The 23,079-nt window shown below is 53.4% G+C and carries 15 protein-coding genes and 1 pseudogene; 14 read left to right on the top strand and 2 right to left on the bottom strand.

The window, feature by feature from the left end; genetic code table 11:
* Nucleotides 1–66: 66 nt before the first annotated feature.
* Both fdhF and ABLV30_RS11550 read right to left on the bottom strand, forming a co-directional pair.
* Nucleotides 67–2,217, bottom strand: coding sequence for a formate dehydrogenase subunit alpha (fdhF, locus tag ABLV30_RS11555; protein ID WP_047723678.1), 2,151 nt, complete (start codon nt 2,215–2,217; stop codon nt 67–69).
* A gap of 236 nt (nt 2,218–2,453) precedes the next feature.
* Nucleotides 2,454–3,536, bottom strand: a complete 1,083-nt coding sequence (locus ABLV30_RS11550) for a malate/lactate/ureidoglycolate dehydrogenase (protein WP_042945327.1) — start codon at nt 3,534–3,536, stop codon at nt 2,454–2,456.
* Between the two features lie 860 nt (nt 3,537–4,396).
* Between ABLV30_RS11550 and tssB the strand changes: the two genes are divergently transcribed.
* The 14 genes and pseudogenes from tssB (at nt 4,397) to ABLV30_RS11480 (ending at nt 22,968) form a co-directional block, all read left to right on the top strand.
* On the top strand, nt 4,397–4,888 hold the full coding sequence (tssB, locus tag ABLV30_RS11545) for a type VI secretion system contractile sheath small subunit (RefSeq protein ID WP_014229069.1): 492 nt from the start codon (nt 4,397–4,399) through the stop codon (nt 4,886–4,888).
* Between the two features lie 40 nt (nt 4,889–4,928).
* Nucleotides 4,929–6,464: pseudogene (gene tssC, locus ABLV30_RS11540) on the top strand (type VI secretion system contractile sheath large subunit).
* 13 nt (nt 6,465–6,477) lie between these two features.
* Nucleotides 6,478–7,818: a type VI secretion system baseplate subunit TssK gene (tssK, locus tag ABLV30_RS11535; protein ID WP_116281124.1), complete on the top strand. Its 1,341-nt coding sequence runs from the start codon at nt 6,478–6,480 to the stop codon at nt 7,816–7,818.
* On the top strand, nt 7,815–8,489 hold the full coding sequence (tssL, locus tag ABLV30_RS11530; protein ID WP_025108177.1) for a type VI secretion system protein TssL, short form: 675 nt from the start codon (nt 7,815–7,817) through the stop codon (nt 8,487–8,489). Before tssK ends, tssL begins: the two co-directional genes overlap by 4 nt.
* A complete protein-coding gene (locus tag ABLV30_RS11525; protein WP_129896987.1) occupies nt 8,489–10,150 on the top strand; it encodes an OmpA family protein in 1,662 nt (553 codons plus the stop codon). Before tssL ends, ABLV30_RS11525 begins: the two co-directional genes overlap by 1 nt.
* A gap of 144 nt (nt 10,151–10,294) precedes the next feature.
* Nucleotides 10,295–10,786 carry a type VI secretion system effector Hcp gene (hcp, locus tag ABLV30_RS11520; RefSeq protein ID WP_129897003.1) on the top strand — a complete coding sequence of 164 codons (492 nt, stop codon included), beginning with the start codon at nt 10,295–10,297 and terminating at the stop codon, nt 10,784–10,786.
* 158 nt (nt 10,787–10,944) lie between these two features.
* A complete protein-coding gene (gene vgrG / locus ABLV30_RS11515; protein WP_348865600.1) occupies nt 10,945–13,311 on the top strand; it encodes a type VI secretion system tip protein VgrG in 2,367 nt (788 codons plus the stop codon).
* Between the two features lie 6 nt (nt 13,312–13,317).
* Nucleotides 13,318–13,863, top strand: a complete 546-nt coding sequence (locus tag ABLV30_RS11510) for a DUF3828 domain-containing protein (protein ID WP_224226603.1) — start codon at nt 13,318–13,320, stop codon at nt 13,861–13,863.
* Nucleotides 13,864–13,936: 73 nt separating this feature from the next.
* Nucleotides 13,937–14,407 (top strand): DUF3828 domain-containing protein, encoded by a 471-nt coding sequence (locus ABLV30_RS11505; protein WP_025105892.1) that lies wholly within the window; start codon nt 13,937–13,939, stop codon nt 14,405–14,407.
* The gene (locus ABLV30_RS11500) at nt 14,408–17,323 is read left to right on the top strand and encodes an N-acetylglucosaminidase (protein WP_025105891.1); all 2,916 of its coding nucleotides are present in this window, start codon (nt 14,408–14,410) and stop codon (nt 17,321–17,323) included.
* A 2-nt stretch (nt 17,324–17,325) separates the two neighbouring features.
* Nucleotides 17,326–18,102: a hypothetical protein gene (locus tag ABLV30_RS11495; protein ID WP_154950820.1), complete on the top strand. Its 777-nt coding sequence runs from the start codon at nt 17,326–17,328 to the stop codon at nt 18,100–18,102.
* Between the two features lie 27 nt (nt 18,103–18,129).
* A complete protein-coding gene (locus tag ABLV30_RS11490; protein ID WP_071998059.1) occupies nt 18,130–18,393 on the top strand; it encodes a PAAR domain-containing protein in 264 nt (87 codons plus the stop codon).
* 2 nt (nt 18,394–18,395) lie between these two features.
* Nucleotides 18,396–19,604: a membrane protein gene (locus ABLV30_RS11485; protein WP_025105889.1), complete on the top strand. Its 1,209-nt coding sequence runs from the start codon at nt 18,396–18,398 to the stop codon at nt 19,602–19,604.
* Nucleotides 19,597–22,968: an ImcF-related family protein gene (locus tag ABLV30_RS11480; RefSeq protein WP_154950822.1), complete on the top strand. Its 3,372-nt coding sequence runs from the start codon at nt 19,597–19,599 to the stop codon at nt 22,966–22,968. Before ABLV30_RS11485 ends, ABLV30_RS11480 begins: the two co-directional genes overlap by 8 nt.
* Nucleotides 22,969–23,079 lie beyond the last annotated feature (111 nt).

Genomic DNA, 23,079 nt, shown 5'->3' with positions numbered 1-23,079 from the left:
GTTGCGCGCCGCCCCCGGGAGCAAAAGTGGATATGTGGGGAGATGCGCGCATCTCCCCGCGGTGTTTTACACGTTCACCGCCGCTTTCAGGCGGGCTTTCATCTCACTATAGCTTGTCCAGGCATACTGCTCGGCCCAGCGCTGATCCGCGATAGCCTCCACCTTCACCGCGCAGTATTTGGTTTCCGGCGTTTTCGAGATCGGGTCGAGATTATCCTGCGTCAGCTCATTACAGGCGCCGACCCACCATTGATAGGTCATATACACCGCGCCTTCGTTAATGCGATCGCTGATGTCGGCGCGGGTAATCACCTTACCGCGCCGCGAGCTGACCCATACCAGCTGCTGGTCGGCGATTCCGAGGCGCTGCGCGTCGGCGCGGTTGATTTGCACCCGGCCCGGCTCATCGGCAAGCGATTGCAGGGCCGCGCAGTTGCCGGTCATCGAACGACACGAGTAGTGGCCGACTTCGCGCACGGTACAGAGCACCAGCGGATACGCTTCATCCGGCGTCTCGGCAGGCGCGCGCCACGGGGCGGCGAACAGCTGGCCTTTGCCGGTTGGCGTATCGAAGAGGTTATCTTTATACAGCCACGGCGTACCGGGGTGATCCAGCGTCGGGCACGGCCACTGGACGTGGTTCATATCGCCCATTTTCTCGTAGGTGACGCCATAGAACAGCGGACAAAGCTCGCGCATTTCGTCCCAGATCTGCTGGTTGTTATCGTAATGCATCGGGTAGCCCATTTCGCTGGCCAGCAGGCTGATGATTTCCCAGTCGCGCTTAACATTACCGGTGGCGATAATCGCCTGCTCGAAGCGCTGGAAGCCGCGGTCGGCGCAGGTAAAGACGCCGCCGTGTTCGCCCCATGAGGTGGCGGGCAGCAGCACATCGGCGATTTCGGCGGTTTTGGTCATAAAGATATCCTGCACCACCACAAAATCGAGCGCTTCAATCCCCTTACGCACCAGGCCTAAATCGGCTTCGGTTTGCAGGGGATCTTCACCCATGATGTAGTAGGCTTTGATTTCGCCAGCCAGCGCTTTGTGCGGCACTTCGGTGATCCGGGTACCGACCTGGTCGTCCATGACAGCCGGGTTAACGCCCCATGCTTTGGCAAACTTATCGCGAACGCTGGCGTCGGTGACGTCCTGGTAGCCCGGGAACATATTCGGCAGGACGCCCATATCGCAGGCGCCCTGGACGTTGTTTTGTCCGCGTACCGGACCCACGCCGACGTTGGCGCGTCCGAGGTTACCGGTTAACAGCGCCAGGCTCGCCAGCCCTCTGACGACGTCCACCGCCTGGCCGAACTGGGTGACGCCCATGCCCCACATAATGGTGGCGGAAGGCGCGGCGGCAAACATGCGCATCGCCTGGCGAATTTCAGCGGCCGGCACGCCGACGATCCCTTCGACGGCTTCAGGGGAATAGTCTTTCACCGTTTCGCGATAGGCGTCCAGCCCCTCGGTAAAGCGGTCGACGTAGTCGTGGTTATACAGATCCTCTTCCAGCAGCACGTGGGCGAAGGCGTTGACCAGCGCCATATTGCTGCCGTTATTGAGCTGCAGATGGCGATCGGCGATGCGGGCGGTTTCGATACGGCGCGGGTCGCAGACGATGATTTTCGCCCCGTTTTCGCGAGCTTTAATCACCCGGCGGGCGACGATAGGGTGGGAGTCAGCGCAGTTATAGCCAAAGACCAGCAGACATTTCGAGTTTTCGATATCGCTAATCGAGTTGCTCATCGCGCCGTTACCGAGTGCCAGCTGAAGCCCGGCTACCGACGGGCCGTGGCAGACGCGGGCGCAGCAGTCGACGTTGTTGGTGTGGAGCACGCCGCGGGCGAATTTCTGCATCACATAGTTGGTTTCATTCCCGGTACCGCGCGATGAACCGGTCGTCATAATGGCGCGCGGGCCGTGCTTCTCCTTTATTTCACGCAGTTTATTCGCCGTATAGCGGATAGCTTCCTCCCAACTGACCGGGGTGAACTTACCGCCTTTCTGATAGCGAATCATCGGTTGCTGCAGACGCGGCGTCAGTAGCTGGGTGTCGTTGAGGAAATCCCAGCCGTAATAGCCTTTCAGGCACAGCTGATTTTGGTTGGTGACGCCATCGGCGGCTTCGGCACGGAGAATTTTATTGTTTTCGACGACCAGCTTAAGTTTGCAACCGGCCCCGCAATAAGGGCAAACGCTCGTGATTTTTTTCATCAGTAACAGACCTGTTAACAGAGAATAAACAACAACGACAGACCGGGCCCGGCCCGCCTTTGTCAGGGCGTCATGAGCCAGCGCACCGGCAAATGACGGGAGCGTTATGCATACGCTGTGCCAAAACTTAACTTATTGAATTTGTATAGAATAGTTGATCAGGCGGGGCGGGGCGGCGGTGATGTCGACACTAATGACGATGACATGACGCCCGTTCGGGCGTCATCGAGGAAAAATCAGGCCAGCTTCTGGCGCAGCTGCGCGAGGGTGTCGGCGGGTAAACCGACTTCTTCGGCGGCGGCGCAAATCGCCTGCCAGCTGCCGGCGTCCAGCGGTATCCCCTGCGCCAGACGCTGCTGGCGGTTAGCCTCTTCCCACTCGCCCGGGGCCAGAATCGGCGCGTCCGGGTCGTGCGGCGACCGTTTACACCAGTCGATAAACGCTTCGGTCTCGCGCTGCATATCCGGCGCATCGAACGCTTCCGGGCTGAGAATAATGGTGGTCATGCAGTTGAAGATAGCGTCCACGCTGCCCTGCAGCGTCTCCTGATGCGAGGTTTTACCGCCGGATACCGCGCCGCCGATAATTTCGCACAGCGTCGCCAGCGCGTAGCCTTTATGTTCGGCAAAGGTCAGCAGCGCCCCCAGCGGCGACGTCTGCATCACCGCCGGGTCGGTAGTGGGGACGCCGTGAGCGTCGATCAGCGACCCCGCCGGTACCGGGACGCCTTTATGCCAGGCGACGCGGGTTTTACCGAAGGCGATGGCGCTGGTGGCGTAATCCAGCAGCAGCGGCGGATGGCCGGCGCGCGGGAACACCACGCACAGCGGGTTAGTACCGAAGCGGCTGTCTTTCCCACGGAACGGGGCGACCATCACGTTGCCAACGACGTTAACGAAATGGATAGAGATCATTCCGGCGGCCGCGCACTGTTCCGCCCAGTAGCCGATGCGGCCAATATGGTGCGCATTGCGCAGCGCCACGGCGGCCATACCGTGCTCTCTGGCTTTCTTAATGCCGATCTGCATGGCTTCATGGGCCACCACCTGGCCGAAGCCGCCGTTGCCGTCCAGCGTGACCACCGCGCCCGCGTCTTTCATCACGCTGGCGTGGCGATTGAGCTGGAGATAACCCTGCGCGTGGGAGCGTACGTAGCTTGGGATCATGCCGACGCCGTGGGAATCGTGCCCGGCCAGGTTAGCGGCAATCAGATGGTCGGCGATAAGCGATGCTTCGGTGAGGGAGCTTCCCATATGGGTGAAAAGGGTTTTAACAAATTGATGCAGATCCGTGGCCTGGAAGCGATGTCCTGTTTGCACTGATTCTCTCCTGTGATTGGGTTGCGAATTCTTGTTTTAGTGTGTTTGCATTTCCATGCTGCGCTGAGCCACGGAGAAGATCAAGGTTTTGAATCTGTGACGGTAAAGAGAAGGGCTGAGGGGGAAAGTGCAGCGTTGAGGCCGGGCAGTCTGGTTATGATGTGAGGGATCATTAACGCTGAATGCTCTCTCTGGCGACTTGACTGGGATGGCTCACAGTAGAAAGACGCTGTCTCTCTCTGTCTACGGGGAGGGCGCAAGGAAGGTTATAGGACATGATATGAGTGAGAGGCATTATTGTAAGTTGTGTTTTAATATATCCGCTGAATGAAATGCCGCTATTTCTTTTTCTCTCAGCGCGAATCTATACATTGTCCGGTTTAACCATCGATACCGGATATTTGGCAGATATTATTTGTGAGTTTTATATTAATCCTAGTAGCCATTAATTATAGCCATATTAAAATCCACTACTGGACTTTTTCATGGCCGGTAAACGATAAAAAATAATTTATTTCTTACGCCCCTGCTCGCGCGCTTTTCAGTATCCGGAATGACCAGTATTTGCGTTACATATTGATTTGCATCAATCAATTCTGTGTATTCAGATATGAATTTAATTCATATTGCTGCATGAGGTATACATTCTTCCTTTATTGTAAGCAAATGGTTGTTATTACATACCGGCTTTGTTTGTCTCATGCATTTCATTTTTACATTTGCCTTAAGATGCCTGAGGAAAGTCTTATAATGGACTTTGCAACCGGCTGGTTGATATTTTTTGGCGCTTTGCTCTACTATATCCGGGTCATCACACACCGTTATCTTTAACACATTATTCCTCACGGGAAGGGACCGCTATGGCTGATACGTTCCAGAATGAGGTGCCCAAGGCACGCATTAATTTAAAGCTGGCTCTGCACACAGGAGGCGCGCAGAAGAAAGTCGAGCTGCCGCTGAAACTCCTCACCATCGGTGATTTCAGTAATGGCAAAGAAGACCGGCCATTATCGGAAAGAGCAAAAATCAACGTCAATAAAAATAACTTCAACAGCGTACTTTCGGAATTCAGCCCGGAAATCAGCCTCACGGTACAGAACACGCTGGCCGGCGATAGCGCCGAAGAAAATATTCAGCTCCGCTTCGCCGATATGAAAGATTTCGAACCGGAGCAGGTGGCCCGCCAGATTCCCCAGCTCCGCGCCATGCTGGCGATGCGGAATTTATTACGCGACCTCAAATCCAACCTGCTTGATAACGCCACTTTCAGAAAAGAGCTTGAGAAAATCCTGAAAGACCCGGCGCTGACGCAGGAATTACGCGACGAAATGAGCGCGCTGGCCCCGAAATAAACGGCGTGCGTTATTTAATGGATTAACCGGGAATATGCTGATGTCTGTAAATACTGAAACCGCCCCCGCTCAGGGGCAGACCGCTGTACTGGAAAAAGAGAGCGTTTACGCTTCCCTGTTTGACAAAATCAACCTGACCCCGGCGTCCCGCCTGGGCGATATTAACGACTTTCTGGATGATGCCGCGCTGTCCGACGCCCCGGCGGGCGAACGACTGACGGCGGCGATGCAGGTGTTTATGGACTGCATCCGTCAGTCCGGAAAGACCGTGGAGAAGCTCGACAAGACCCTGATTGACCACCACATCGCGGAGCTGGACTATCAAATCAGCCGCCAGCTGGACGCGGTGATGCACCATCCTGAGTTCCAGAAGGTGGAATCCCTGTGGCGCGGCCTGAAGCAGCTGGTGGACAGCACCGACTACCGCCAGAACGTCAAAACCGAAATTCTGGACGTCTCCAAAGACGATCTGCGCCAGGACTTCGAAGACGCGCCGGAGCTGATTCAGAGCGGTCTCTACTGGCACACCTACACCGCCGAGTATGACACCCCGGGCGGCGAGCCGATTGGCTCGGTGATCTCCGCGTATGAGTTCGACGCCAGCCCGCAGGACGTGGCGCTGCTGCGCAACATCTCCGGCGTCTCCGCCGCGGCGCATATGCCGTTTATCGGCGCCGTCGGCCCGGCCTTCTTTCTGAAAGAGTCCATGGAAGAGGTCGCCGCCATCAAGGATATCGGCAACTACTTCGACCGCGCCGAGTACATCAAATGGAAATCCTTCCGCGACACCGACGACGCGCGCTATATCGGCCTGGTGATGCCGCGCGTGCTGGGCCGCCTGCCGTATGGACCGGACACCGTGCCGGTGCGCAGCTTCAACTACGTCGAGCAGGTGAAAGGCCCGGACCACGAGAAATACCTGTGGACCAGCGCCTCGTTCTCTTTCGCGTCCAACATGGTGAAAAGCTTTATTAATAACGGCTGGTGCGTGCAGATCCGTGGCCCGCAGGCGGGCGGAGCGGTGAAAGATCTGCCGATCCACCTCTACGATCTGGGCACCGGCAACTAGGTGAAGATCCCGTCGGAGGTGATGATCCCGGAAACCCGCGAGTTTGAGTTCGCCAGCCTCGGCTTTATCCCGCTGTCGTACTACAAAAACCGCGACTACGCCTGCTTCTTCTCGGCCAACTCGGCCCAGAAGCCGGCGCTGTACGACACCGCCGACGCCACCGCCAACAGCCGCATCAACGCGCGCCTGCCGTATATCTTCCTGCTGTCGCGTATTGCGCACTACCTGAAGCTCGTTCAGCGTGAAAACATCGGCACCACCAAGGATCGCCGCCTGCTGGAGCTGGAGCTCAACACCTGGGTGCGCGGTCTGGTGACGGAGATGACCGACCCGGGCGACGAGCTGCAGGCCTCACACCCGCTGCGCGACGCGAAGGTGGTGGTGGAAGATATCGAGGACAATCCGGGCTTCTTCCGCGTGAAGCTGTACGCGGTGCCGCACTTCCAGGTGGAAGGGATGGACGTGAACCTGTCTCTGGTCAGTCAGATGCCGAAAGCGAAAGCGTAAGGCGGGGGCAGGGATGAAAATTTATCGTCCGCTGTGGAGTGAGGGGGCGCTGCTGTCCCCTCAGCAATTCCAGCAGCAGTCAGCGTGGGAATCTTTTCGCAGCACAGGCGTTGCGGCTCTCTCTTCGCCGTTTTCATGGGGGGTTGAGCGGGTTGAATTCGATGAGAGGCTGCTGGGCTCGGGCCTGATTCAGATCTCTCAACTGCGGCTCTGGCTGCCTGATGGCACGCTGGTGGATACGGCCGTCAGCGATCTGCCGCCTGAACCTCGGGAACTGGAGTTAGCGCAGCATTCAGACGCGGTCACGGTGATGATTGCGCTGCCGCTCATGCAGCCTGGGCTGAATAATGTGCAGCGGGAATCGGCTATGACCGAGCGGCCGCTCCGCTACCGTGAGGAGTGGGTGAATGTTCAGGATGCGTTTGGCAGCGAGGAGGAGTCCGTTGCCGTTGCCCGCTTTAACCTGGCGATCCGTTTTGACCATGAAGATAACGCGTCATGGCAGTGCTGCGCGATCGCGCGGTTGATCCGCGATCGACAGGGATGGTGCCAGGATCCGACATTTATTCCACCCCTGGCATTGTTCTCTGCCAGTCCGGCGATGCGTGAAAGACTGGCGCTACTGAATCGTCAGCTTCGTTCCCGCCGTCAGCGTTTGATGTCCATGCGCCGCGAGAGCAACGAACGCCTGGCCGATTTCGCTGTGGCGGACGTCTCTCTTTTCTGGTTGCTCAATGCGCTTAACTCCCATGCGCGCGTGCTGGTGGAGTTTGAACGTTCTCCTGCCCGTCATCCGGAGCAGGTGTGGGCAGAGCTCGTCCGTCTGGCGGGCAGCATGCTGACGTTCTCTCTCGACAGCGATCTGGATGCCATTCCCGCCTATGACCATGCAGAACCTGAAAAAACGTTTCCTCCACTGTTTGAACTCATCACTGCTTTGCTGGAGGCCAGTTTGCCGTCCCGAGTGGTCGCACTGGAGATGTCCCGACCGGACGAGCAGACGTGGAAAGCCGCGCTGCACGACGCTCGCCTGCGCGAAGACGCCGATCTCTATCTTTCTGTCCGGTCTGATGTTCCGGCCTGGCAGGTAGCTGAGAAATTCCCTGCGTTATGCAAGGCGGGTTCACCGGATGAGGTGAATGCGATTTCCGCCGTCGCGCTGCAGGGGATCCCGCTCATTGCCGTTAGCCGCGTTCCGGCAGCGTTACCTGTGCGGATGGAAAACCAGTACTTCGCGCTGGATATGGAGAGCTCTGCGGCCCGGGACATGCTGGAGCAGGGGGTATGCATGTTTTACGTGCCGGCCCTCCTGGGACGGCTGGAACTTGAACTGTTTGCGGTACTGCGATCATGAGAAAAGACATTGATATTGATGAACTCATGGCGGAAACCTGGCTTACCGTCACCATGCTTAAGAAAGGGGCAACAACGCCCGACGGCAGCGCGTTATATGACACCTGCTGTAAACACGTGGAAGGCGTGCGCGAGGCGCTGGAGCGCGCCGGGTACGATGAGGCAAGCATCGGGCATATCTCTTATGCGCAATGTGCGCTGCTTGACGAAGTGGTAATGAGCAGAACGCTGAGTGCAGGTGCCGAAGCTGATGCGGGTCAGGCGGCATGGCGAAAAGCGCCGCTACAGGCGCGCTATTTCGGGTCATTACACGCAGGCGAAGCCCTCTGGGATCGTATCACTGAGGTCTTACGGCAGCCTGCGCCGAATATAGCCGTTCTGACCTGTTATCACCGGGTGATCGCGCTGGGGTTTCGCGGATTATACAGCATCAGTTCAGTTAGCCAGTCACAGCGGGAAGAGGTGATTAAAGCGCTTTCTGAGCAGGTGCCGCCTCTGAATGCGGATATCTCTCTGGTGGTTCGCCGGACCCGAAAACATCGCTATAGCATCCTGCGTTCAGTCTGGTTCTGGGCTGCTACGGCTGCGGTGATCGCTGCCGTGGCATGGTGGGGAGGCCACCTCTGGCTCCAGGGGCTGTTATCCGCTCAGTTACCGGAGTTACCTCATTGATGCGTAAATCGGTCATGGTTTCTCTGATACTTCACGTTCTGGCGGCTGTCGCCGCGTTTCTGTGGCTGCTATGGGGATTCATTCCGGCAGGCACGTTGTTTAAGGGCGTGATGACGGTGTGCATTGTCGCACTGGCCTTCTGGCAGGTCTGGAGAAAGCGTTGCCCTGTTCAGACGATGGCGGAGGGTGAAATGTCCACCTGTGAACTGCTGCTGTTTGATGCCGGGGGACCTGTTGTTCTCGTTTGTGGGGATGAGCTGGACGCGTTGTTCCAGGGGCAAACACTGCGCAAAACCGCGCAGGGCTGGTGGCTGAGGGTGAATGACGTCAACAGGCTAAGCGACATTGTTCGCGATATTCACGAACAGCAGCCGCATCAGGGCGGACAGCTCGCCGTTATGTATTCCTGCCAGCCCGACAGACATCAGGATGAAGCCGTACTGCGCGCGTCCCTGAAAGCGTTGCGTCAGCAAATGAAGCTGCTGGGTCAGATAATTGGATTCACGCCGCCGATGGTTCTGAGCGGTGAATTTTCCGGTCCTGCAACGCCGTGGCTTGTTGTTTGTGGCGATAAGCTGGCGGTATATCCGGCTGATAAAACGCCGCAGGCGGTGGATGACTGGCAACAGGACGCTCAACATCTTGCGTTGATGCCTGTCCTATGGGAGGCCTTTGCTGTTATGCGCGCCATTCTGGCGGATGAACTGACGAAGGAAGATCGGCTCCTTCCGGCGGTTCACCCGTTTGCGGTGGTGATTCGAAGCGGTGTGGCTTCTGCCGATCGTGCTTCGCTGTGGTCACATCGCCTTTTTCGCCTGACCCATCTGATTTTTCCGCAGGCAGAGGGGGCGGCGGAAGTAACGGAGCATTTTCCTGATGCGGTATTACCGATGCTCGCGCCTTACTGCGCTCCAGTACAGGGGGGGCAACGCTCTCGTCGTCTCGTTTTATGGGTTCTGGCGTGCGCTCTGGCAGCTCTGGCTTTTTCTGCTGTGAATAACGCGGCGCTGATTCGCCAGGTCTCAACGGATCTCCAGCGCTGGTATGCCATTCCCGAGAATCATGATGAGCCCAGGGCTCAGTCCCTCCTGGCGTTGAAACAGGATGCTCTTCTGCTGGAGCGCTGGCAGCGGCAGGGCGAACCACTCCGGTACGCGCTCGGCTATTACCCCGGCCTGCGTTTATGGCTGGCGCTTCAGAAGGCTATTGATACGTATGCGCCACCGCCGGCACCTGCGCTAAAGCCACAACCGAAAATCATCCGCCTCGACAGCATGTCGCTGTTCGACACCGGCAGGTGGGCGCTGAAGCCCGGCTCGACAAAGCTGCTGGTGAACTCGCTGGTCGGCATCAAAGCGAAGCCCGGCTGGCTGATTGTGGTGGCGGGCCATACCGACAGCACCGGCGACGATAAATCCAACCAGATACTTTCGCTTAAGCGTGCCGAATCGGTGCGCGACTGGATGCGCGACACCGGCGACGTGCCGGAGAGCTGTTTTGCGGTGCAGGGCTACGGCGAGAGCCGACCCGTTGCCCCCAACGACACGGCCGAAGGCCGGGCGCTGAACCGCCGTGTCGAAATCAGTCTGGTGCCGCAGGCGAACGCCTGCCAGCCACCGGGCATGACCCCCGCGCCATCGCAGGATGATGGCGCTTTTTAAAATGATACACACAGTCATTCGGGCTGCTTCGCAGCGGCAACTGAATGCGTCCCCGGAAGCATAGTTCACTATGTGACCGGGGCAAATGAAGGCAGCCAACAAAGAGGCAGCCTGAAGGACGACGTGTATAAATGGAGAAGTAATATGGCAATACCAGTCTATCTGTGGCTGAAGGACGACGGCGGCGCGGACATCAAAGGTTCCGTGGACGTGAAGGACCGCGAGGGCAGCATCGAGGTGGTGGCGCAGGAGCATAACCTGTACATCCCGACCGACAACAACACCGGGAAGCTGACCGGCACGCGAATCCATACGCCGTTCCTGTTCACCAAGGAAATCGACGCCTCCAGCCCGTACCTGTACAAGGCGGTAACAACCGGCCAGACGCTGAAGTCGGCAGAGTTCCGCTGGTACAAAATCAACGACGCCGGTCAGGAAGTGGAGTACTTCAACACGAAGCTTGAGAACGTGAAGGTGGTGAAGGTCAGCCCGCTGATGCACGACGTCAAGGACCCGTCCTACGAGAAGCATAACCACCTCGAGCAGATTGAGCTGCGTTACGAAAAAATCACCTGGACCTACAAGGACGGCAACATCATCCATTCCGACAGCTGGAACGAACGTACCACCGCGTAATCCTGATGCGGACAGGTTTTCCTGTCCGCGTTTTTTTGCTGATTACCTGAGACGCGGGTACTCGGCAAAGAAAAACTCAATCTGCTGCCTGACCTGATGCGCTTTGGCGAACAGCGAGGGGCGGTAGCGTGCCCAGGAACCGACAAAGAGAGAGACTCATGGATAATCCCGCCATCCCTGTGATAAACGATGCGGCCAGTCAGGCAAAACAACGATTAGGTCAGTCACGCTACCGGCTGGACGTGCATGGCTGCACAGAATTTCTTGATGTGCTGAAATTCAGTTCGGTTGAGTCGCTCAGCAAGCCCTGGAGATTTGGTATCTCCGTGACCTGCTCGACACCGGATATCGCCAGTGATTTGGTGCTGTTAAAACCTGCGTCGTTTACGTTTCAGACCCCGCAGTTTTACGGGGCTCCGGCCGTACCCGTTCGTTCCGTTTATGGCGTGGTGGCGTCATTCGAACGCCTGTCCACGTCCAGAGAGGATACCGTTTATGCGCTGACGCTGGTTCCACGTATCGCTCTGTTAGCACATACGAAAGGCAGTGAAATTTTCCTCAACCAGACTGTGCCGGAAGTCGTGGAAAAGGTGTTGCGTAAACACGGGCTGGAAGGCGCGGACTTTGAGTTTCGGCTGTCCCGCGAGTATCCGGTGCGAGAGCTAATTACCCGGTGGCGGGAAACCGATCTTGAGTTCATTGAGCGTCTGCTGGCTGAAGTCGGTATTTACTGGCGCTTTGCGATGGATAGCCGCCTTGAGCAGGATGTGGTCATTTTTCAGGACTCTCAGGAGCAGTATCAGTTTGGTGTGACCCTGCCGTTTCGTAACCCGGCAGGCATGAGTGACAGCGGGCAGGAAAGCATCTGGGATATTCAGACCGCATACAATGTGGTGAGCGGAAGTGTGGCCACCCGTGACTACAACTATCGCGAAGCGCTGAAACCTCAGGGCAGCACTGAAAGCATTTTTAGCAAAGAAGGGATCACCGCCGGAGAAACGTACCATTATGCGGAACCCTTCCTGACAGCAGGTGACGCTGATAGCCCGGAGACCGGGGCATACTTCGCCCGTCTGCGTCACGAACGCATTCTGAATGCGCAATATCACGTCACCGGGCATTCCTCCAGCCCTCATCTGGCTCCGGGTCAGGTACTGGAAACGGACGGAACGCTTCCCGATGCCGTCAGGGAAGGCATCGTCATCACCACGGTGCGCACCAGTGGTTCGCGCAAAAGTAGCTTTACGCTGACGTTTGAGGGCATCCCCTACAGTGAAACCGTCTGTTATCGTCCGGCACTGCTCAATCGACCGGTGATATCCGGCTCGCTGCCTGCCCGGGTGGAAAGCACACAGAAAGGCGACACCTATTCCTGGCTCGACCCGGACGGGCGATACCGGGTAAAACTGGACTTTGACCGCAGCAGTACTGAACAGGGCTATGCCTATTTGTGGCTGCGGCTGGCTAAACCGTATGCCGGTGATACGTACGGATTCCACTCCCCGCTTATCGACGGAACGGAAGTGGCCGTCGTTTTTGACGGCGGAGACCCGGATCGTCCCTACATCGCTTATGCCCTGCATGATTCAGAACATCCGGACCATGTCACCAGTGACAATCATACGCGGAACGTGTGGCGTACCCCGGCGAACAATAAGTTGCGGATGGAGGATAAGCGCCAGGAAGAGCATATCAAGCTCGCGACGGAATATGGCAAAACGCAACTGAACCTGGGACACCTGGTCAACAGCCAGCGTGAAAAGCGCGGCGCCGGTTTTGAACTGCGTACGGACGAGCATGGCGCGGTTCGTGCGGCAAAAGGGCTGTTCCTGACGGCGGATGCCCAGGCCAAAGCCCAGGGCCCGGTGCTGGAAATGGCGCCTGCCATTAACCAGCTTAACCAGGCCAACAGCCAGATGCAGGCGCTGAACAGCGCTGCTGAAGCCGCCGGAGCCCTGATCTGTGACATCAATACCCAGATTAGTCTTGTGACCGACAAAATCAAAGATCTCCAGTCTTCGGTCCTGCTGGGTAGTGCTCCGCAGGGGGTGGCAATGACCTCAGGTGAACACCTTCAGCTCAGCAGTAGCCGCAATACCATGATCAATGCCGGTCAGCATCTTGATGTCGGTGCGATGAAGAATCTGTCTGTAACGGTAGAAAAAGCCCTGCGTATGTTTGTCCATAAAGAAGGGGCTAAGCTGGTTGCCAACCAGGGAGACATCGAGATTCAGGCTCAGCACAACACGATGGCACTGTTTTCTGAAAAGCAGCTGACGGTGACCAGTAGTGAAGACGAAATTATTATCAGCACGCCGGAAACACTGACACTTAACGGTGGTGGGTCTTACCTGAGGCTGAGTAAGAACGGCATTGAACATGGTTCATCAGGTGAGTTCATTATGAAAACGTCTGACTATCTGGTACCAGGCACCGGCGCGAATCTCCCCAACGAAACACCTAATTTCAGCCTGACGGATATCACCCAGGAAAATAAAATCGGCAGCAAATCTTTTAATGACTAAGGGCTGATGATGGATCCATTAATTCCTCATATGCGTAATGTGTTTTTATTTGCATTTTTGCTTTGTTTATCAAATTTTACACAGGCATCCGAGCAAACAAGCCCAGAAAGCATCGTGTACAATTTTTATAAGTCATATTTGAAAGAAGAATCATCGGACAACAGTCGATTTCTCAGTCAATATGTTTCTGATGAATTAATGAAAAGCATTAACGACTCTATGATGTGTAATTATGATTCTGATGATTCAGCGTCGGCAGAAGAACTCGAAGGGAAATGTTCACAAAAGCGCGAATGCAAGCAGTTTAAAGGGCGTTATATTTGTAACTGGCATGGTGCTTGGGTTGATACTGATGTTGATTATTTTACAAAATCACAAGATGTTTATCCTTCATGGAAAGCAAGTATAAGTACCTTTGATGTATATCGGAAAGAGAATGACTCTTCAGTCAACGTTATTTTAGGAGCAGGTTCCGAGCCTAAAGTTAAATTTAAGGTTGTGCTAGAAAGAATTGATGAGAAGTGGAAAATCACCAGCGTAACGGAACAATAAGAACGTGGTCATTTTCTAAATTTCTCACCTCGACTACTTATACAAATACCAACATATCTACGGAGAGACGTTCATGTTGAAGAAGATTATTTTTGCTTGTTGCTTATTCTGCGTGGCCAATATAGCCTCAGCTTCAGCAAACGATAGTTCAATGCCTCGGGAAATTGTTGCAAAATTTTATCATGATTACCTTGTTGCGTCTGAAACGCCTGATATGGAATCAGCTGATAAACTAACTCAAAAAGCTATTTTTGAATATACAACTGAGCATCTCAGAAGTCTGCGGGATAATGATGAATCGGGTGCTGATTATTTTGTCGATGCTCAGGATATTTGTGAAGAATGGAAAGACAGCATTAATGTGGAAACTGTTTCAGAGAATGACCAGGTCGCACAAGTGAAGCTAACATTAGGATATGGTAAGGGCGTATCCCTGTATGCCGTTAACCTGGTTAAAGAAAAAGGGAACTGGTTAATGGATTCTGTTAAGCCCATATCTCATAGTAGTATTTATTGCCCTCGACAAGCAGAGGGGGGAGAATAAATGCTGGACAAGAATGTAGCAGTTAGTGTTTTAAACACTCAAGCCCTGGCCAGAGCGAAAATTAACGCTGAAAATTTTAAAAATGGCATAGATAAAAAGCTTAAATATGGCGAGTCAAAATGTGCCCGCTATGTTAAAAAAGCATTAATCGCTGGAGGGGCATCTGCAAAAAATTCAGGAATTGAATCAGCTAAAAATTATGGCCCATGGCTGCTTGAAAATAACTTTAAAGTTGTGGATAACGCTACAACAGTGCGTACTGGCGGTGTATTCACAATTTCTGGTCAGCAAGTGGGGGATGTTGTCGTAATCCAGGCAGCACCACATCATGTGCATGGTCATATGGCGATGTTTAATGGTACACACTGGGTATCTGATTTTGTCCAGGAAAGGGGGTTCTATCCTGCCCAGATATATCGTGATCAAAACATACCCTATGCACTTTATCGTTATGGCGCTAATACCACATCAGAGCAGAACGCCACGGCTATCCGAAAAGGAAAAATCAAAATAGTCTGGCCGATCCCCTCCAACAGTCGGGGAAGTGAGTTCAAAAATCAGGAAGAGATCCTCTCTCATATTGGGGGGGAATCCACCGGGCAGTATATGATTGGTCGCAGTGGGATGTGGCATGGCGGGATCCATATCACGGAAGCAACGACCCCGTGGTGTGCTCTGAGTGGCAAGTCTCCTCTTGAAGCATTAGATTTCCCAGTTCCCTTTAAAGGTGAGCAGGCTGTGCGATGCATGGCTGACGGCGAAGTGGTTGCTTATCGTGTCTGCAAGGATTATCTGACGCTTGCATGGGAATCCGGCCCACTGAGCTTTTCTGGTTCGTTTGTTCTGGTTAAACACTTTATTCAACCGGGGGAGAAAGAATCCAGCGGGCTGCATTTCTACACCCTGTATATGCATCTTGCGCCGTATTCAGCTTATGAGGCTGAAGCAGAAAATCAGTGGGCCATTCAGAATACTCTAAGAGCATATTCTGAAATGGACTGGCTGACGGCAAAACTGACTTCAGATAAAACTTCTCCACAAATTGCAGGGCACATACCTAAAGGGGCAAGAGTGGAGTGGGACCCGGCAGACAGCAATCTTAACGCCACAGGAAATAACAAGCGAAAATATGGTCTTGTAACACTGAAAGGATTACCAGAAGAAACCAGCAGTACCCTCACACCTGGTCAGCGCTATTGGGTTGTTGTGGATAACAACAATATTAAGCCAGCGCCGGGGGCTGGTCCAGGCTGGTGGCGGCATTTGCTTCCTCCCGCAAAGGAAGTCATGGTATTCGATAAGACAGTAAGTCTCAGTTTTCCATTTGCTATTAAGGCCGGTGACCCGATTGGCCACATGGGCTACTATCAGGCACCAAAAGATGGTGGTTATGAGGCACGATACCAGGTACATATCGAATGCACGAGCATGGATGATAATCTGGAGAATTTCCTGACCAACCCAGAAAAAGTGGGGGAGAAAAACCCGCTCTGGTTGAAGTATTCTCCTGGCCTTGCTCTTTTCACAAAAGATGTTGCGAAGGGCACTTTCGCAAAGGGCTCGACGTCGACAACGCGGACAGGCATTCTACCGTTGAGTAAGGTCACAACTGAAACTGATACCTCAACAAAGCAAGAATACTGGCAGCTGCGACCAGAAAATGCTTACGTCCCCAAAGGCCAGGCGGAACCTCAACTCTTGTCGCAGTATGATCTGGCAAAGCTGGGCTTCAGAACTGAAACCTCAGAGCCTACCAGTTTTGATTACTTGGATGGAAAAAACCAGCCTGTTGGATTCTTCCGCAGCCTTATCAACTCGCTCTATGAGGTTGCGACCAGTGATACGCGAACCAGTCATGCCCTGGTTAAGCATAATTATCAGCGCCTGCTGGATAAAATTGATAGTGGAAGCGACCGTTACTCTCCGATGGAATACTGGAGAGCACTTCATAATCCCGACTATCGTGACACCATCCAGAAAACAATCGTAAAACATCCCAGCGATTGGTACTTCAAAAAAGATGATGCTATCTGGCAACCTTTCCTCAATGCGCTGAAAAAAGAAGCCCCAGAATGGAAGAAATATAGCGAAGATTTTCTTGATAAAATGGCATGGATGCAGGATGTGTCCACTGAGAAACTAGGGCCTTCACTGTGGCATATGCATCCTATCCTTTTTTTGGGTACGTTAAAAAGTGCTAACCGGATTACTATCGTCTACAAGAATTACGATTATACTTTAGATTATGCCTTGAACAAGCAAATGTCACTTACTGGCGATAGTGTTCCTACATATGGCAATTATGGTGCCGTAACACGTGAGCAAGTTCGGGACTATATGAATCCTGAGCTTCATCAGGAAAACAGTGAAATATATCAATTCCTCGACATTTCTGCACCTTCGGGTATTTCTCGCGAAGATTTAGGTAAGTTACTTTCCGGTCAAGGTGTGTTATCAGGGAAAGAAGATGTATTTATTGCTGCTGCACAAAAATATAATGTAAGCGAAATTTATTTAGCATCACATGCAATTCTGGAAACTGACCGTGGTAGACATGCGTTTGCCAATGGAAGCAAAATGTATAACAACAGGCATGTTTATAATATGTACGGTATAGGTGTTTTTCCTGGCAACACTCAAAACGGGGTTGTAGTTGCTTATAACAAAGGTTGGTTCTCAGTAGATGAGGCTATCGATGGTGGCGCAAAATGGATTTCGGAAAAATTTGTTAATAATAGTAAAAACCAACAAAACACGTTATATAAAATGAGATGGAACCCATCCAATCCCGGAACCAGGCAGTATGCAACATCGATAAACTGGGCTCTTATACAAAAAACTGACATGAAGAAAATGTTTGATCAGTTCCCGGATGCAAACTTACGTTTCGAAATACCTGTTTATAAGAAGGGCTAAAAATGAAGAAAATCTTGCTATTAATAATGTCTATGCTGTCATTTCATTCTTATGCTGCTTGCGATGAGTCTTGGAAAAAAGCTGACTACGAACAAAACATACACTCATATAAAGTGATTAACAAAACTTTTTTCCATTCAACGCCAGATGACAACTCAAGAAATAATAAGCTTTTTCTAATTAGTAACAACACGTTTCTCGGCTTTTTGAAATCCGGAGGATATGAGTTCGGGAGATATACAAGAAAAGATGGCAGCATTGTCATGGGATGGCTTAAAGACGATGATCTCTCTGAAACGGAAAAAACAAACACACCAGAATTTAATGGCGCTGACTTAAGCATTTACTCCCCAAATGGAAATATAGAATTAAGCTCTTCGTTCGAAGGGTTTTATAAAGCATGGGGTAGGTGTGGGAAAAAAGAGCAACTTGAAACGGGGGCCTGGAGCAACTATATATCGAAAGGTGATGAAACGTACAAGTATTTTGATAACTACTGGAAAGGATTCATTATTCGCTCTTCAAATATAAACTACAAGCATTTTGGTGATGATTTTGATTTATATCGAATTACTACCATAACTGTAATAAATAATAAGTACATCACTGGTCGTGGTATATATGTTGGCATGAATGAAAATGAAATAATAAATGCTTATGGAGAACCCACATCAAGAAGCAAAGACAAAATAAGCTATCATTTCAAAAATAACACCCTGAGTTTCATGCTAGATAATGATGTAATTAAAAATATCATTTTGGAAGAGAGCATCCTGTAAATCCCCCCTATAAATAAAAGGCATAGTATGCTTCAGATAATACGTAAAGGCGATAAAACCACTCACGGCGGTTCTGTACTGACCGCTTCTGAAACGATGAAATTCGGTGGTATTGGTGTTGCCCGCAAAGGCGACAAAGTGTCCTGCCCGGTTCCGGGACATGGCCCTACAACTATCATAGAAGGCAATCCTGATTATCTTGATCATGGTATCCCGGTTGCATTTCACGGCCACAAATGCGCCTGTGGTTGCACGTTGATCAGTTCATTTTCCGCTGCAAAGGTTGCCTGATTATGCCCGTTTGGCTGGATGCCATCCCTGAAAAGGCTCCTAAGGTAGCGCGTCCCGGCACCGGTCGTTGGTTGCTATTCCTCGCGTTTATCATGCTGGGGGGCATAGCGCTCACGCTATGGTGCTGGACGTCAGAGAGAACCGGATTTGTCTTCTGGTTCACCGCTTTGGGTCTTCCATTTTGTACCTGGGGGCTTATTTTCGGCTTACGCCGGTTTGCCTACAAAGCCGAACAGGTGGGGGCCGAGTCCCGAAATGTCGAGCGAGAAGCGCTTATTGACAGTGAAATTCTGCGCGGTCAACGCTGCGCCTGGATCCTCGGTACTTATATTCAGAGTCCGGCCGGAAACAGCGCCGATGACCTGCTGAAGGCAATGAAAGTCGCGGCCCCCGCTATCGACTTCTCTCGCCCAAGAGGATATGACAAACCGGTCAGATACGCGGCATTAACAGAATACCAGACTGATTTAACAAAGGCCCTGACAGCGGCGGTGACTAAACTGACAACGCGTGTAGAAGGGATCGTTCAGCCGCTTCCGCCGGAGTTGCCATGCTGGCTGGTACTGGATTGTGATAACGACCTGTACCCCTTGATTGAAGAGCAGCTTAAGGCCGCTCTCTCACTAAAGACCGGCAGGATTTTTCGCCTGATGGCCGGAAAAGGTCTGGGGGCGTTTGATGCCTGGCTGGACAAGCGATGGGACAACCCGGGCATTCTGGTTGCCATTACCGTGTCGTTACCGGCGTATCCCCGGGAAGAAGATGCTGATGCTGTCTCAATGGTGGTATTAAGCAACCGCAAAGCCCATGCCTGGCCGGATGCTCTCCGCCTTCATCGCCCCGAAAGGGGAACAGAAACAACGCTCACAAAGACGCTCACCCGGGCGCTGCTCTGGTCGAAGACCCTGCCCAATGAACTCAAAGGAAGCTGGATCTCCGGTCCCACATTGACGTCGGACAGCGGCTGGAATAATGCCTGCGAAGAGAGCGAAGTGGAATTTAGTCTTTCAGAAGACAATTCCAGTATCGATCCCGTGCTGGGATATACCGGCCATGCTGCTCCATGGCTGGCCATCACGCTTGCTAATGCTGACGTTGAACAACGAGGGGCGCAGGTTATCGCCGCACAACCCGCCGCTGATAAGGACGACATCTGGGTCGCCGTCATCACCAAAGAAGAAGTTCGCAAGGAATCGCCTAAGAATGTCTAAGGTAAAAGTAAAAACTCTCATCGGCTCGGTTGTGACTGTCGCCTTTTTCCTGACAGTCATCGTGGCATTTTTGTTTTATGCCTTTCCGGAAAATGTGGCCTCAGCCACCGGCTTCGGACCGTATGACGGTCAACGGATACTCACATTCTGCGCCATACTGGTTGCCGCGATATTTTTGATCGGCTGGCTAATAGAGAAGGCTTTCGACCACGCGGGTAAATCCGGGTTGTATTTCCAGTGGGGCCAGAAAAAGGCTGAGAGTATCACTCCGGTGACGAACACCATTCTCAGTGAAGAAGATGACGATGAACCGGTCTTCAGCGAAGACGCCGTGTCCGAACACCTGCGCTTTCGCTATGGACGCCGCTGGCAGCGTAAGGTGCGACTCCTGCTGGTGATGGGCAACCCGGACGATGTCCATAAAGCAGCCCCGGGTCTGTGCCATGACCTCTGGCAGGAAGGTGACGGCAACGTACTGATTTATGGCGGTGATGCGCAGTCACTTCCGGATGAGATCTTCCTTTCAAAACTGAAGCGTCTGCGATCTGGCCAGCCGGTTGATGGCATTATTCAGGTGATGAGTACTTCAGCCCTCCCGACGGATAGCGAACGGGATGCTTTCTTGCGTTGCCGCCAGAAAGCCGATCATCAGCTGGGCTGGCAGGCGCCTGTCTGGCTGTGGCTGACTGATAAAGCGAAAGGTGCTCAGCAGGACGCGGACACGGCTGCGACAGGGGTGATATTCGGACCGGAAGGCACTATAAAAGAGGCGGATAGGGCATTGACTACGCTGTCTCAGCGCCTGCAAAAAGCCGGTATGGCACAGATACTGAATAATCCGGCTCATAACGGCCTGCTCCAGTTATCTTCCCGTCTGCAACACGAACTGAAAGCCAGTCTGACCGTTTTGCTCAGTGGGTTGATGCAGGGATCTGCGGCCTGGCGTTTACGCGGTGTCATGTTCAGCCCTGAACTGGCCGTTGCCGGAACGGTACCGAACACGCGCCTCGACACACCGACATGGAAAGCCGTCATTGATGACTGTGATGCCATCAGCGGCAGGAAGCTGGGCTTCGACTGGCAGAAGATGCTGAGGTTAATTCTGCTTTCCCTGATTGTCCTGTGGGGGACCGGTACATTGCAGTCCCTGATCGTTAACCGAACCCAGATTTATGAGGCACAGGAAACGGCGAGGCAGGCAGCGGATACCGCAAAACCACTTGCTGAACGCCTGCACAACCAGCTCGTACTCCAGCAAGCTATTGCCCGTCTGCAACATCGTGAGGCGACCGGAGCTCCATGGTACACCCGTTTTGGTCTTAATCAGGACAGCGATACGCTGGCCGCACTTTGGCCCCTGTATGCGAAAAATAACGCACAGCTGATGAGGGATGCCACAGCCGATAGTCTCAGGCAGCAGCTGAATTCGTTTGTGCAACTTCCTCCTGCCAGTGATGCCCGAACGCAGGGCACACAGCATACCTACGACGTGCTCAAAAGTTATCTGATGCTGGCCCGTCCTGACAAAGCAGACGCAGACTGGCTGGCAAAAAACGTCCTGAAAGCCTTACCGAAACGTCAGAATGTGCCGGATGGCACATGGCAGGACCTGGCACCGAAACTGCTGGGCTTTTATGCGCAGAACCTCCCGGCTCATCCGGAATGGAAAATTAAGCCTGACGCTGAATTAATCAGCACGGTCCGTCAGATCCTGCTCAAGCAGATTGGCCAGCGGAACGCTGAGTCCGGGTTATATCAGGACATGCTTAAGCGCGTGGCCAGCAACTGGCCTGATTTAACGCTTGCCGATATGACCGGCGACACCGATGCCTCAACGGTATTCAGCACTGACGAAGTCGTCCCGGGTATGTTTACGCGTCAGGCCTGGGAAGAACAGGTTCAGGATGCGATTAACGAGGTCGTCAAGACACGCCGCGATGAAATTGACTGGGTACTGACGGATAAGACGCACCAGACAGGGAGCGATATCTCCCCGGAGGCGCTGAAAGCCCGTCTGACAGAACGCTATTTTACCGATTTTGGTAACGCCTGGCTGAATATGGTCAACAGCATTCAGTGGCAGGATGCGACTTCGCTTGCGGAAGCCATTGCCCAGCTCAGCCTGATCGGCGATGTGCGCCGGTCGCCCCTGGTGGCCTTGATGAACACCCTCAACTACCAGGGAAAAACGGGCGAGAAGGGCGAAGCGCTGGCGGATTCGATAGTGGATTCGGCGAAAAAACTGGTTGGCCGGAAAAAATATGCCCGACAGTTCATTGAGCAGGCGCAGGGGCCGAAGGGGCCGCTGGAGGACGTTTTTGGTCCCCTGACGGGTTTCATGGAAGGAAAGGAGGGGACCGGACGTAATGGTAATCTGAGCTTCCAGTCCTGGCTTGCCCGTGTTACACAGGTCCGCCTTAAACTTCAGCAGGTCACCAGTGCGCCGGATCCGCAGGCGATGTCCCAGATGCTGGCCCAGACCGTGTTTCAGGGCAAAGCTATCGATCTCACCGATACGCGTGACTATAGCAGTCTGGTGGCGGCAAGCCTGGGTCAGGAGTGGAACGGGTTCGGTCAGTCATTGTTTGTTCAGCCACTGGATCTGGCATGGCGACAGATACTTGCTCCGGCAGCAGGAAGCCTTAATACCCGCTGGCAAACAACTATTGTCGATCAATGGAACAAAGCGTTTGCCGGTCGCTACCCATTTAAAACTACCGGCAGCGATGCCTCATTGCCTCTGCTGGCTCAGTTCCTGCGCAGCGACTCAGGTCGTATTGCTACGTTCCTGAAAACTAATCTCGGCGGCATACTTCACCAGGAAGGGAATCGCTGGGTCGTCGATCCTTCAGCAAGTCAGGGGATGGAAGTGAGCCCGGATTTCCTGCGGGCCATCAATCAGCTGGCTGAACTGTCAGATATCGTGTTCTCACAGGGCGATGCGGGTGTTCACTTCGAACTGATGGCGCGTCCTTCACGGGATGTTGCCAGAGTGCAGCTTACCCTCGATGAGCAGAACCTGGATTACTTCAATCAGATGGAAAGCTGGCAGAGCTTTACCTGGCCGGGAAACACGTACTACCCGGGCGTCAGCCTCCGCTGGCGTAGCGTAAATAGCGGGATGCAGCTCTATGCTAATCACCAGGGCAACTGGGGATTCATCCGCCTGCTGGACAAAGCCCTGCTCACTCCCCTTGACGCGAGCCGCACGCAGCTGGTGTGGATCACCCCGGACGGCAATCCGCTGAAGTTTGTGATGCGCAGCGAGTTGGGTGATGGCCCGCTGGCCTTGCTGAAGCTCCAGGGCTTTAAGCTGCCCGAAGCCATCTTCACGGTTGCAGCCAGCGCTGAATACGTCGAATGATGAGACAAGGGAAAATGCGCTCACCCCAAATCCTTGTATCGGCATATGCCACAAATCACGAACAGCAGTAAGGCCTTATCGAAAGCGCCTCCAGCACTTTGTCTCACTCTG

Origin of the sequence: Klebsiella sp. CN_Kp113 (assembly GCF_040064585.1) — a bacterium.
In the GTDB taxonomy this organism is placed as follows: Bacteria; Pseudomonadota; Gammaproteobacteria; order Enterobacterales; family Enterobacteriaceae; genus Klebsiella; species Klebsiella michiganensis.
Note: the sequence above shows the minus strand (reverse complement) of the source record. Positions and strands in the feature narration are given on the sequence as shown.

Coding starts and splice junctions, on each gene's coding strand:
- ABLV30_RS11495 (WP_154950820.1), top strand. CDS start 17,326: ATGAAGAAAATCTTGCTATTAATAATGTCTATGCTGTCATTTCATTCT.
- ABLV30_RS11505 (WP_025105892.1), top strand. CDS start 13,937: ATGTTGAAGAAGATTATTTTTGCTTGTTGCTTATTCTGCGTGGCCAAT.
- tssB (WP_014229069.1), top strand. CDS start 4,397: ATGGCTGATACGTTCCAGAATGAGGTGCCCAAGGCACGCATTAATTTA.
- ABLV30_RS11500 (WP_025105891.1), top strand. CDS start 14,408: ATGCTGGACAAGAATGTAGCAGTTAGTGTTTTAAACACTCAAGCCCTG.
- ABLV30_RS11510 (WP_224226603.1), top strand. CDS start 13,318: ATGATGGATCCATTAATTCCTCATATGCGTAATGTGTTTTTATTTGCA.
- hcp (WP_129897003.1), top strand. CDS start 10,295: ATGGCAATACCAGTCTATCTGTGGCTGAAGGACGACGGCGGCGCGGAC.
- ABLV30_RS11525 (WP_129896987.1), top strand. CDS start 8,489: ATGCGTAAATCGGTCATGGTTTCTCTGATACTTCACGTTCTGGCGGCT.
- ABLV30_RS11480 (WP_154950822.1), top strand. CDS start 19,597: ATGTCTAAGGTAAAAGTAAAAACTCTCATCGGCTCGGTTGTGACTGTC.
- tssL (WP_025108177.1), top strand. CDS start 7,815: ATGAGAAAAGACATTGATATTGATGAACTCATGGCGGAAACCTGGCTT.
- ABLV30_RS11485 (WP_025105889.1), top strand. CDS start 18,396: ATGCCCGTTTGGCTGGATGCCATCCCTGAAAAGGCTCCTAAGGTAGCG.
- tssK (WP_116281124.1), top strand. CDS start 6,478: ATGAAAATTTATCGTCCGCTGTGGAGTGAGGGGGCGCTGCTGTCCCCT.
- ABLV30_RS11490 (WP_071998059.1), top strand. CDS start 18,130: ATGCTTCAGATAATACGTAAAGGCGATAAAACCACTCACGGCGGTTCT.
- fdhF (WP_047723678.1), bottom strand. CDS start 2,217: ATGAAAAAAATCACGAGCGTTTGCCCTTATTGCGGGGCCGGTTGCAAA.
- vgrG (WP_348865600.1), top strand. CDS start 10,945: ATGGATAATCCCGCCATCCCTGTGATAAACGATGCGGCCAGTCAGGCA.